Here is a 12,507-nt window from a genome sequence, read left to right as displayed (position 1 = left end):
CGGGCGATGCAGCGGTGACGATTTGATCGTCGCCCCGCATACTGGCGCGCAGTTGACTATGCTGCTGACAGCATGACGCTGTTCATTTGTGAGGGATGCTCAATGTTTTACGTGCAACGCGATGCGCAAGGCCAGTTGATTCGCGTGGAAGCTGCGGCGTACGCCGAGGCCACGGAAACGCTGCCCGCCGATAACCATGAAATTCAGGCGTGGTACGCCAACGAAGCCGTGGAAAACAGCCTCAAACAGCTCAAGCAGAGCGACTTTGAAATGATTCGGGTACTCGACGACCTGATTCAGGTGCTGACCCAGAAAGGCGTGATCCGCGTCACCGACCTGCCGGCGGCGGCCCAGGCCAAACTGATGGACCGCACCCAGGCGCGTGAAGCGCTGGGCGGGTTGAGCCAGTTGATCGATGAGGATGAAGGCGGGTTGATCTGATCCTGGATCTTCACCGACTGGACTGGCCCTTTCGCGAGCAGGCTCGCTCCCACAATGATCGTTCCCACGCTCCGCGTGGGAATGCATCAAGGGACGCTCCGCGTTCCGACCGCAACTCAGTTATCACGGCCCGTCACCGTTGTGACGCAGAGCGTCACGGGCTGCATTCCCACGCAGAGCGTGGGAACGATCAGTTCAGGCCCCAGGGCTTCGGCTCACCGAGCAACTGCCCCTGCACGCCATACAGGCCCATCTCGCGAATCACTGACAGCTCCCCTTCAGTCTCGACCCGTTCGGCAATCAGCGGCAGATCGATGCTATGCGCCGCGCGCTGGATCGCTTCGATAAACAGGCGCTTGTCGCTCTCCTGATCGATCGCGCGGATGTAGCTGCCATCGATCTTCAAGTACGCCAGACCCAACCGCGCCAGATTGCCGATCATGCTGAAGCGCCCGCCGAAGCGCTGCAGGCTCAGCGAGAAACCGAGCTCGCGCAGGCGTCGGGTCAACTGCTCCAGCACTGCCTGTTCAGGCAATTGCTCCTCACCGATTTCCAGCGTCAGCCGCGCGCCGAGATTGGAATGCGCGCGCAGAATCTCGAAGACTTTGTTCAGCGCCTGCGGGTCGGCCAGCGTTGCCGAGGACAGGTTCAGCGCCAGCGAATCCTCGTGCCCTTTCATCTGCTCGAACACGCGTTCAAGCATCAGCCGATCGAGCCGTGCGGTCCAGCCGAAGCGCTCCAGCCAAGGCAGGAAGCGTCCGGCGGGAATGGTCTGGCCCTGCTCGTCGAGCAGGCGTGACAGCACCTTGTAATGCAGCACCAGTTGCGTGTCCTGCGCAGCGACCACCGGCTGGAAGTACAGCTCGAAACGCTGCTGACTCAAGGCCTGATCCAGCAGTCGATGCCAGGCGTGATGATCGTCACCGACCTCCGCCACCAGACTCTGATCGATGCACGCCCAATTCTGCTCGCCCTGTCCTTCGGCCTGTGCGAGCGCCTGATCGCCCAGGGTCAGCACCGCTTGTGGTGAATCACCATGGGCAAACGGCGCCAGCCCGATGGAAGCCACCGCCGGCACATCGGTCGCGCCAGTGGCGTGCAGGCTGCTCAAGGCGTTGTCGAGATTCTGCGCCAACTGTAATGCTTCCTCGCGCACCAGCCCGGGGCGAGCACGGCGAATTCACCGCCGCGAATACGCGTTACCAAGTCTTGGGTTTGCGGGTATCTGGCGCACTCGCGGGTCAGTTGCTCGCCGACGGCCTTGAGCAACTGATCAGTGCGCTGGCCGCCGAGACGCTGATTGAGCCCCGCCAGATCCTTGACCCGCAACAGCAGCAGATAACCGGAACTGGCCTGCTCCGGGTTGCTCACGCGGTTGTTCAGTTGCATCTCGAAATAGCGGCGGTTGGCCAGGCCGGTGAGGTTGTCCTGATAGGACTCGGTACGCAGTTTTTCACTGCGTTCGGCCTGCTCCTGGAACAGGGTCTTGAGCTTCTCGACCATCTGATTCATCGCCTGCACCACGCGACGCAATTCAGGCGTGCGCGGCAGATCCGGCAGGCTGAGAAACTCGCGGCGAGCAATCGCATGGGACTGCTGGACCATGTAATCGAGGGGCTTCAACTGCCGACGCAGCAACAGCGCGCCGAGCACCGCGCTCAATGCACCGCAGATCAGCAACCAGCCAAGGCTGCCCAGCGCGCTCTGCCACAGCTTGGCCACGGCGAACATCGGATGGCTGATCACCTCGACCCGCGCCGCCTGCTCCCAGCCACGGCTGACCAGCGCATCGCCACCGGCCGGCTCGAGGCCGATCAGTTTGACGAACCAGTCCGGCACATTGCTCACCGCCGGCGTGCCAGTGCGCTCGACGATGGTCTGGTCGGTCTTCACGTCGACCACGCGGATGCTCGCGTAATAACCGCTGTCGAAGATCGAGCTGACCAGCAGCTCGACCATCGCCGGGTCGTCGATATTCGGCGTCAGCGACAACGCCAGCGCCGTCGCCGCGTCCTGCGCGTGGGAGCGCAACTGGTTGACGTACTGGGTGCGCGAGCTCTCCAGGCTGACCATGAAGCTGCCGGTGAAGGCCACGACCAGGAACAGACAGATAGCGATCAACAGCTGTTTGAACAAAGACATCTGAGCGCGTGCTCCTAGTTAATCGTCTCGACCGGAAAACCTTCGGCCTGCATTTTTTCAGCACATCCTGCCAGCGCGACAGGCGTTTGGTGTCGCCGACCTTTTTATTGCCCTTGGCGCCCGGCAAATACAGGCCTTCGGCATTGAAAGAGTAGACCGGCAGCAAATCGGTCCGCTGCGACGCCGGCTGGATCGGATCGATCAGGCTGTCGAGCACCAGCGGCATGGCATCGGGGGTCGCATAGTACGTCAACACCATGTGCGCGCGGTTCTGGCGCAGCGCCTTGACGTAGGTGATGCGCAGCTTGTCACTGGAAACGCCGAGATGACGCAGGCTGAAATACTTGGCGATGGCGTAGTCTTCGCAGTCGCCGGCGCCCTTCCACAGCGCTTCGATCGGGGTTTCCCAATAATCCACTTCGCGCCACAGATCGATGTCTTCGACGTAACGCACCTGCTTGTTGAAGAACAGGTTAACGACTTTGAGCTTGTCCATCTCACTGGCCTGCTTCTGCGTCGCCAGCAGATTCTGCCAGGCATCGATGCGCTGCTGCCCGGCGCCCAGTGGCCCATAGAGAGCAGCGGCCTTGCGGCTGATCGCGGAAAAATCCCAATCGGCGTGCAGACCGCCCAGCATGACGCCGGCCAGCAGCAATGCGCAGCCAAGCCAGCGCAAGGTCCGAGGGATCGCGAAACGTACCGCCACTGCAGGTTTCCAGGAGGACAGAAAGGAAGCGTTTGATGGTGAAGCTTAGCCCGGCAAAAAACAATGGCACCGTGAGATCATCGAACACGCGCTAGACTTGAGATTGCAGCGTTATGTTTTACAAGGTTTGACAACCTGTAGAGCAATCACTAGTGTCATTTGGATCCAAATATTGCGACCTACAGGGTGTGTTGTCGTGACTCAGAAGCCCAAACCGCTGCACAGCATCAAAGTCGAAGGACCGATTCCTGCGCATCTGGCCCGGTCCGTCATTGAAGAAACGCTACGCTCAGCCATCCTCGACGGGCGCTTGCCCTGCGGCACTGCACTCCGCCAGCAGGATCTGGCCGATCTGTTCGGGGTCAGTCGCATGCCGGTGCGCGAGGCCTTGCGCCAGCTCGAAGCGCAGGAGCTGCTCAGCGTCACCACGCACAAAGGCGCCGTGGTTGCGCCGCTGATCCAGGGCGATGCCACCGAAACCTACGAATTGCGCATTCTGCTCGAATCCGAGGCATTGCGGCAGTCGATTCCGTTGCTGACCGACGCCGAGCATCAACTCGCTGCCGGTTATATCGATGAGCTTGAAGCGCAACACGACTACAACGAGATCGGCCGTCTCAACCGTCTGTTCCACATGGCTTTGTACAGCAAGGCGCCGAACCAGCGACTGCTGCGCCTGGTGGAGGATGGCCTGAATGAAGAAGAGCGCTTTCTGCGCTTCAATCTGGAGGCGATGGGCTTGGGTACTCTGTCCCAGGATGACCACCGTGCCATGCTCCAGGCCGTGATCGAGAAGAACGTCCCTCGTTCGCTCGAATTGCTTGAGCAGCACCTCAACCGTGGCGTAGAGGTGATCACCCGCTATCTCGCTACTCCCGCGGCACAGAAGCGCCACACCTCACGCTGATATCCCGCAGCTCGAATAATCCCCTTACAAATCTTCGCGACCGCTCTGCTGCCGGCTCTGGCAGCGGATCGGCGTGCGCTTTTGCCCGCCTTGCCCTGACCGGCGCTTTTTTTGCACTCCACCAATGACCAATCGGTAATAGCCCTGACGGCAATTTACCCGCACTCTTCAAGCGCCAACCCTATAGAACGGGGACGCGCCGCCCTGACGGCACAGTCCCCGCAACAGGAACCTACGGAAGGAGCCTTGTCACGGGAAACAGGAAGTCATGGCGCCGGTCCAGGCCAACTTTCGCCCCTATGAATTCAACCAATCTCCTTAGTTAAAAAGTTGCTTCGAGTGAGGCATTCACTCTTGTTTTCAATTTTGGCCGTTATTAGCCGAAAGGAGTAACTACGCCCAAATAAAACTCAGCTTAATAGTTTTATCGGCAACTCTCATACTTGAAAAAAGCCAACCTGAAATAATTGAAAATAAACTTGTTAAATGCTTTTGCCCTGTATTAGCTTTCTCTCGCCAAGTTTGAACTTAGCGGTTCCGCTCGGCACACCTCACGCAGCAAATGCAGCAGCCGTGGCGCCGCAACAGCGCCACACCGCAGTCAAGTTATGCCCCGGACAAGTTCCATCCAACTTGCTCGACACTGACAGCAACTGAAAACAACTGTGCACTTCATATCACTGATAAAGGACATCATGATGCCTACCAAGCAGCAACTCGCCTTGAAGAAAGCCGAACTGAGTATTCATCCGATCTTTTCCGAGATTACTTCGTTATCGGTATTACGCCGTTTCATGGAAACCCATGTATTTGCCGTATGGGACTTCATGTCGCTGACAAAGCGCCTGCAACAGGAACTGACCTGCACGCGTTTACCCTGGTTGCCGCCGCGCGATCCCCACGCGGCGCGGTTGATCAACGAGATTGTGCTGGGCGAGGAATCGGACGATCGCCTCGATGCCGGCCACTACAGCCACTTCGAGTTGTACCTGGATGCGATGCGCGAAATCGGCGCGAGCACCACGGCGGTAGAGCGCTTTGTCGCCCTGCAGCAGGAAGGCGTGAGTTATGACGTCGCGTTGCAGAGCGTCGACGTCGACCCGGCGGCCGCGCAGTTTGTCCGCGATACCTTGCGCGTCGCCCTGGAAGCGCCGGGACACAGCGTTGCCGCCGCGTTCCTGCACGGTCGCGAGAGCGTCATTCCGACGATGTTCCAGCGCATTCTCGATGACTGGGGCATCGGCATCGAACAGGCACCAACCTTCCGTTACTACCTGCAACGGCATATCGAAGTCGATTCCGAAGATCACGGCCCCGCCGCCGAGCAGTTGCTGGAGCGTCTGGTCGACGGCGATCCGCAGCGCGAAGCCGAGGTTTATGCCAGCGCCATCGCCGCCGTGGAAAGCCGCATCGCCTTGTGGGACGGGCTGCGCCTGAGCATGGGCGTGGAAGTTGCCGAGGTGGCCCAATGAACGCTGCCGACTATCAATCCTTCGCCGAGGCCTGGGAAAGCCGCGCGACCATCCGCACCCGCCCCCGGCGGCTGCTGGAAGACGATCAGCGCCTGATCTACCCGCTCAGCCGCCAGCCGCTGGTGCTCAGCGAAACCTTCCTGCGTGAATGCCCACAGCAACGTGATTTCGCCCTGGTGCAGACGTTGTACAAATTCATCAACGACGTAGTGATTTTCGAGACGGAAATCGTCGACAAGACCGCCCGCAGCATTGCCAAGAATCGCTTTGCCGTGGCGTTCCCGTTCGCCTGTCGCTACGACGCGATGACCGTGGTGGTCGATGAGGATTACCACGCGCTGGTGGCCATGGACTTCATGCAGCAAACGGTCGCGCTGACCGGTATCGAACCGATTCCGTTGCCCGACGAAATCGAGCTGAGCCGGGCGATTCCCGCCGCTGTTGCGCTGGCGCCGGAACACCTGCGCAGCGCGGTGGAACTGATCTGCGTGGCAATCGCCGAAAACACCGTGACCGGTGATGTTGCGGCGTTCGCCCGCGACGATTCGGTCAAGCCGTCGATCAAGGGCCTGATGGCCGACCACTTGCTCGACGAGGGTCGCCATTCGAGTTTCTGGGCGCGCATGGTGCGCATCTATTGGCACACCGCTAGCGACGCGGACCGCGAAACCATCGCGCAGATTCTGCCGGTGTTCATCGGCCATTACCTGACCAACGACATCCAGAAGTCCTTCGATTTGCGCCTGATCGATGCGCTGCCGGTCAGCGAAACCACCCGCCACTCACTGCGCGAAGAAATCGCCGGACTGGCCTTCCCGATCAATCGCCACCACCCGCTGGTGGGCAACATCGTCAGGTTTTTCCACAACAGCTCGCTTCTCGACACACCGTGCGTGCAGCACGCACTGCGCAACTATCTGGTTTGAGGAGGCCGACATGAAACGTCTCGACATTTTGCTCACCGGCGCCGGCCAGGCGATGACCGACCTGGCCCGGGAACTCGAACAGCACGGCCATGCACTGACCCGCAGCGGCGTGGCTCAAACGGCGGTGGATCTGATCATCGACGATGGCTTTATCGCTGCCGGCGACTTCTGCGCCATCCCGCATCTGCACCTGCGCCTGGGTGTCGCCGCGCAAGACCATGGCGGCCTGCCGACCCTCGACCTGCTGTGCTTCCTCGGCTCGTCGCTGATCAGCCGCGTACCGATCGGCGATGAGCCGTCCGGCAACGGTCAGTCGCTACGCCAACGAGCGCTCGCCCATGTGGTCGACGAAGTGGCGTTGCTGGTCAGCCGCTTTTCCCGCGATGCCGATTATTTGAGGCATGCCCCGGCCCTCAAAGCGCCGGATTTCGAACGGCTGGAAGATCTGCTGTTTCTCGACAAACTGGCGTATGTCCACCGTCTCAACGACACGGCAAATCCGGCGCTGCTGCAACAAGCGCAGATCCCGCTGATCGAGCGCCTGCGACAAAGCCTGATCGAACATGCCGAACGACCGGCGCTGCACCTCGGCGGACAGTCCATCAGCTACCGCCAATTGCACGCCCACAGCCGGGCGATCCAGCAGCGGTTGCTGCCCTTGCTCGAGCAACATCCGCAGCCGTGGGTGGTCGCTGTCTGCCAAGGCAAAAGCCCGGCACTGTTTGCCTCGATTCTGGCGATTCTGGGCAGCGGCGCGGTGTACTTGCCGCTGGAGCCGAGCCATCCTTTGCAGCGCCAGCAATACATCCTGGAAAACGCCGGCGCGGTGCTGTTGCTTCACGATGGACAACAGGCGCTCAGCGAGTCGATAGCGGGGCTGGAGGTCAGTGGCATTGAGGCGACCGACGCGGATTTCAATCGACCGCTGATGCTGCACCGCCCCAAGCTCGATGCGCCGTGCATGGCGCTCTATACCTCGGGCACCACCGGGCATCCGAAAGGCGTGCTGCTCAGCCAGGCCAATCTCGCCCACTTCACCGCGTGGTACGCCGACTACGTGCAGTTGCACGCCGGAAGCCGGGTGTTGCAGTTCTCTTCGCTAAGCTTCGATTCGTCACTGATCGACATCTTCCCCAGCCTGCTCGCAGGGGCGGAACTGATCGTGCCCGACGACACCCAGCGCCGCGATCCTTTGCAGCTGGTTGCGCTGATTCGCCGGCGGCAACTGACCCACGCCTTCCTGCCGCCGGCGCTGTTGAGCATCCTGCCGCTGGAGCAACTGGAGGGCGTGCAGGTGATGACCGGCGGTGATGTCTGCGAGCCGTACGTCATCGAGCAACTGACCCGCCAAGGCACCCTGCACAACCTGTATGGCCCGACCGAAGCCACCGTGCTGATCACCGCGCGCCAGCTCAAACCGGGCGACAGCAACCGCACGCTGGGAGGGCCGATCGCCAACAGTCGGGTGCTGATTCTCGACGACGATCTGCAACCGGTGCCCGATCAAACCGTCGGTGAGCTGTTCATCGTCGGTCCCGGTGTCTGCCTCGGTTACCTGAACAATCCGCAGCAGACCGCCGAGCGTTATCTGAGCCTGTCACTGCCCGGCGGCGAAACCCTGCGCACCTACCGCAGCGGCGACATGGCCAAGTGGGGCGAGCACGGTATCGAGCTGTGCGGGCGGCGCGACAATCAGGTGAAAATCCGTGGCTTTCGCGTCGAGCCGGAAGAGATCGAGCGCTGCCTGCGCGAGAGCCGCTTATATCGGCAGATCGCTGTGGTCATCGACAGTCAGCGGCGCATTCTGGCGTTCCTCGCCCAGCCACAGACCGAGACTGCCCGGGACCAACTGAAAGCCCACGCCCGGCAGTTTCTGCCGGACTACATGCAACCGGGAGCGTGGACCGAACTGGCGCAGATGCCATTCGCCAGTAACGGCAAAGTCGATCGCAAGGCGCTGTTGGCATTGCCGGTGACGGTGCAGGACAGCGCTGCGAAATGCCTGCCGGCCAATGCTGACGAAGCGCTGCTTCTTGAGGTCTGGGCCGAACTGCTGGAACTGCCGACCAGCGACATTTCCACTGACGAAAGCTTCTTCAATCTCGGCGGTCATTCGATTCTGCTGTCGCGGATGTTGCTGCGCTTGCGTGAGGAATTCGGCCGAAGCATTTCGATCAATCGCTTCATCGAACTGCCCACGATCAGCAAACTGGCGACGCTGGTGCGCGGTACCGATGACAGGGCGGTACTCAGCGCCCAAGCCATGGCCGACGCCGAGCGCGCGCTGGATATCGAGCCGCTGCCGATCAGCCGCATGGGCGATGTGCACAAGGTCATCGTCACCGGTGCCAACAGTTTTGTCGGCGTGCACATCGTCGAAGCGCTGCTCGGTTGGGGCGCCAGCGAAGTGGCCTGTCTGGTGCGTGATGGCGCCGGGCAAACGGCGGCGCAACGCTTCGCTCAGGCACTGCGCGAGAACCGGCTGGAGCACCTCGACCTGAGCCGTGTGCGAGTTTACGCAGCTGATATCAGCCGTCCGCAACTGGGCCTGGGCGATGAGGATTATCAGCGCCTGGATCGCGAGTTTGGCGCACTGGTGCACAACGCCGCCAACGTCAACCACGTGCTCGATTACGAGTCCCTGGCGGCGGACAACGTCGAGCCGATTTTCGCCCTGCTGAAGCTGTGCGAAGGGCAGCGCAAAAAGGTCTTCAACTTCGTCTCGACCCTGTCGGCATCCAGCACCGTGGATGATGCCGGTCGAGTGCTGGAACTGCCCGCCGCCGCGACGCCGCCGATCTACATTCGCAACGGCTACAACCTGTCGAAATGGGTCGGCGAACGCATCCTCGAACGGGCGCGCGAGCGCGGTGTACGGGTCAATCTTTATCGCCCTGGCAACATCAGTTTCAACAGCCTCAGCGGCGTTTGCCAGCCGCACAAAAACCGTTTGATGCTGATGCTCAAAGGCTCGATCCAGCTCGGTCAGGTGCCGGCCTTTGCGCTGAATTTCGACCTGATGCCGGTGGACTTTCTCGCCCGCTTCATCGCCTTCCATGCCAGCCGTTATTCAGCGCAACGCGCGGTGTTCAATCTGCACAACCCCGAGCCGCTGAGCTGGGATGCCTACGTCGCTTCGTTCCGCGAAACCGGCAGCGAGTTTGCGCTGGTCAGCGTCGCCGACTGGCAGCAGCAATTGAGTCGGGTCGACGCCGACAACGCGCTGTTCGGCGTGCTCGGTTTCTACCTCAATGGTTTCGAAGAAGACATCGGCGACATCTCGCTGATCGGCCACGCCAACGCCGAGGCCGGCGTGCAGCAGATGGGCGCGCACTACCCACAGAAATCCCCGGCGCTGCTGCGTCGCGGCTGCGACTACCTGAAAGAAATCAACTTCATCTGACTCATCCACAAGGAGCAACACCATGATCAATCTGCAACCCGACACCCTGATCAAAAACCCGCAAGGCTGCCACGTTGTGTCGTCGGTGGAAGTGCCGGCGGACGCGGCAAAAGTCTGGGCGATCGTTGGCGATTTCGCTGGCTTCGATCGATTCATTCCGGCGCTGTCGCACACCGAAATGACCGGCGAGGGCGTGTCATCGCTGCGCAAGAAAATCTTCAAGGACGGCAACGTCGTGGTCGAACAACTCAACTCGCGCGATGAACAGGCGCAGCGCATGACCTGGACGACGATCTACAACACGTTGGGGGTGGGGAATCTGTGGGCGGCGATGCAAGTGGAATCGCTGAGCGCAGGGAAGTCGCGAGCGACCTGGACGATCATTGCCGAACCGGCTGCGGGTGGGGATGAAGCATTGCCGGGGTTCAGGGATTTCGTGCAGGGGTTTGCCGATGATGCGATGGGCAATGTCTTGAAGCTGTTTGTTTAAGGCATCGGTTTGGCGGTGATTGAACCGCCGCTTTCGCGAGCAGGCTCGCTCCCACATCCGGAATGCATTTCCCTGTGGGAGCGAGCCTGCTCGCGAAGAACGATAACGAGGTCTGCAATCTGAAAATCAGATTTTGAAGCTGTCGACCAATTGCTTCAGGCGATTGGCCTGCTGAGACAACGCATCACAATCCTTCAACGTTTCATTGAGGTTGGCCACGCTCTGCTGGTTCAACAGGTTGATCTGGTTGACGTCGACGTTGAGGGTTTCCACCACCGCAGTCTGCTCTTCAGTCGCAGCGGCCACCGACTGGTTCATGCCGTCGATTTCGCCGATGCGCTGGGTCACGCTGACCAGGCGCAGACCGGCCTGATTCGCCACTTCCACGCTCTGCTCGCTGGACGCCTGGCTGGCGTTCATGGTGCTCACCGCTTCGCGCGAGCCGACCTGCAGCGAGGTGATCATCTTGTGGATCTCTTCCGCCGATTCCTGGGTGCGATGCGCAAGGTTGCGCACCTCATCGGCGACCACGGCAAAACCGCGCCCGGCTTCACCGGCACGCGCAGCCTCGATGGCAGCGTTGAGCGCCAGCAGGTTGGTCTGCTGCGAGATGCCTTTAATCACATCGAGGATGTGGCCGATGTTGTCGGTGCTGGCATTCAAGGTTTCGATCTGCGTGCATGACAGGCTGATCTTCTGCGACAACTCGGTCATCGCCTGAATGGTTTGCTCGACCACCTGACGACCGTCGTCGGCTTGCTCGGAAGCGCCACTGGCGTGTTGCGAAGCATCCGCCGCGTTGCGCGCGATTTCCTGAGTGGCCGCGCCCAGCTGATTGATCGCCGCCGCCACGCTGTTGGTGCGCGCACTCTGCTCGTCGGAACCGACGATCGAAGCGTTGGACGACGCCATCACCCGTTGCGACAGGTCATGTACGTGACGGGTCGCCGACGACACTTCGGAAATCGATGCGTGAATCCGTTCAACGAACTGGTTGAACGCGCTGCCCAGTTCACCGAACTCGTCTTTGCTCTCGACCACCAGACGCCGGGTCAGATCGCCCTCGCCCTGGGCGATGTCTTTCATCGCGCGGCCCATGGTGGTCAGCGGACGCATCAACACGTTGATCAACAGGCTCAACAGTAACGCAATCGCCGCGACCGCGACAAACATGGCGATCAACGCCGAGGTGCGGAATTGGCTGAGTGCGGCGTAGGCCTTGTCGCGATCGATCGACAGACCGATGTACCACTGCGCATTCGGCAGATCGCTGACCGGGGTGAACGAGAGAATGCGTTCCTGGCCGTTGAGCACCACGTTCTGGTTGCCCTTCTCGATGCGCACGCTGGTGTTCGGGTAGATGTCCTTGAGGTTTTTCATTACCTGATCTTTGTCAGGGCTGACGATCACCTGACCGTCGGCACTGACCAGAAACGCATGGCCGAGGCCACCGAAGTCCACCGAGTTGATGATCTTCACCAGCGTTTCGAGGCTCAGGTCACCGCCGACCACACCGAGCAATTCACCGTCCTTTTTCACCGGCATGGCGATGGTCACCACCAAACCGCCGACGGCCGCCATGTACGGCGGGGTCAGCATGGTTTTATCGGCGGCCACTGCCTGCTTGTACCAAGGGCGCTGACGCGGATCGTAACCGTCCGGCATCTTCGCATCAGGGCGCTGGGTGAAGACACCGTTGGCCTGCCCGACATAAGTGAACTGGAAGTTCGACGTGAAGGCCGGTTGATCGACAAGGCCGGGGAGGTCGGCATTCCTGCCTTGATGGGCAACGTTCTGCGCGAGGTTTTCCAGCACCAGAATGCGCCCGCTCATCCAGTTCTGCACGCTGCTGGCGGTCAGGTCACCGGCCTGTTGCACGGAGGACTGCAGGTTCTGGCGAATGGTGTTTCGCTGCAGATAATCGTTGTAGAGCGTGAACAACGCGAACGCCAGGACCACGACGCCCGAAGCGGCCAGGAGGATTTTATGGCTGAACTTGAGATTCATTTCATGGGACTTC

General features: G+C 60.7%; 7 protein-coding genes and 2 pseudogenes. 6 read left to right on the top strand and 3 right to left on the bottom strand.

Annotated elements, in window-relative coordinates:
- The first annotated feature begins 102 nt into the window (after nucleotides 1–102).
- Nucleotides 103–441, top strand: coding sequence for a tryptophan synthase subunit beta (locus LJU32_05340; protein ID WKV89773.1), 339 nt, complete (start codon nucleotides 103–105; stop codon nucleotides 439–441).
- A 190-nt stretch (nucleotides 442–631) separates the two neighbouring features.
- On the opposite strand, the pseudogene LJU32_05335 reads toward LJU32_05340, so the two are convergent.
- A pseudogene (locus LJU32_05335) lies at nucleotides 632–2,583 on the bottom strand (EAL domain-containing protein).
- A gap of 14 nt (nucleotides 2,584–2,597) precedes the next feature.
- A pseudogene (locus LJU32_05330) lies at nucleotides 2,598–3,289 on the bottom strand (transglutaminase-like cysteine peptidase).
- A 196-nt stretch (nucleotides 3,290–3,485) separates the two neighbouring features.
- On the opposite strand from LJU32_05330, the gene LJU32_05325 reads away from it, so the two are divergent.
- The 5 genes from LJU32_05325 to LJU32_05305 all read left to right on the top strand — a co-directional run bounded on the left by LJU32_05325 (nucleotide 3,486) and on the right by LJU32_05305 (nucleotide 10,487).
- Nucleotides 3,486–4,196, top strand: coding sequence for a GntR family transcriptional regulator (locus LJU32_05325; protein WKV89772.1), 711 nt, complete (start codon nucleotides 3,486–3,488; stop codon nucleotides 4,194–4,196).
- A 695-nt stretch (nucleotides 4,197–4,891) separates the two neighbouring features.
- Entirely contained in the window at nucleotides 4,892–5,668 is a 777-nt protein-coding gene (locus tag LJU32_05320; protein WKV89771.1) for a DUF3050 domain-containing protein, read from the top strand.
- The gene (locus LJU32_05315) at nucleotides 5,665–6,594 is read left to right on the top strand and encodes a diiron oxygenase (protein WKV89770.1); all 930 of its coding nucleotides are present in this window, start codon (nucleotides 5,665–5,667) and stop codon (nucleotides 6,592–6,594) included. Before LJU32_05320 ends, LJU32_05315 begins: the two co-directional genes overlap by 4 nt.
- A 10-nt stretch (nucleotides 6,595–6,604) precedes the next feature.
- Nucleotides 6,605–9,997 carry an amino acid adenylation domain-containing protein gene (locus LJU32_05310; protein WKV89769.1) on the top strand — a complete coding sequence of 1,131 codons (3,393 nt, stop codon included), beginning with the start codon at nucleotides 6,605–6,607 and terminating at the stop codon, nucleotides 9,995–9,997.
- A gap of 22 nt (nucleotides 9,998–10,019) precedes the next feature.
- On the top strand, nucleotides 10,020–10,487 hold the full coding sequence (locus LJU32_05305) for an SRPBCC family protein (protein ID WKV89768.1): 468 nt from the start codon (nucleotides 10,020–10,022) through the stop codon (nucleotides 10,485–10,487).
- 126 nt (nucleotides 10,488–10,613) lie between these two features.
- On the opposite strand, the gene LJU32_05300 is transcribed toward LJU32_05305, so the two are convergent.
- Nucleotides 10,614–12,494, bottom strand: coding sequence for a methyl-accepting chemotaxis protein (locus LJU32_05300; GenBank protein ID WKV89767.1), 1,881 nt, complete (start codon nucleotides 12,492–12,494; stop codon nucleotides 10,614–10,616).
- Nucleotides 12,495–12,507 lie beyond the last annotated feature (13 nt).

Source organism: Pseudomonas sp. B21_DOA (assembly GCA_030544685.1).
GTDB lineage: Bacteria > Pseudomonadota > Gammaproteobacteria > Pseudomonadales > Pseudomonadaceae > Aquipseudomonas > Aquipseudomonas fluorescens_AO.
Note: the sequence above shows the minus strand (reverse complement) of the source record. Positions and strands in the feature narration are given on the sequence as shown.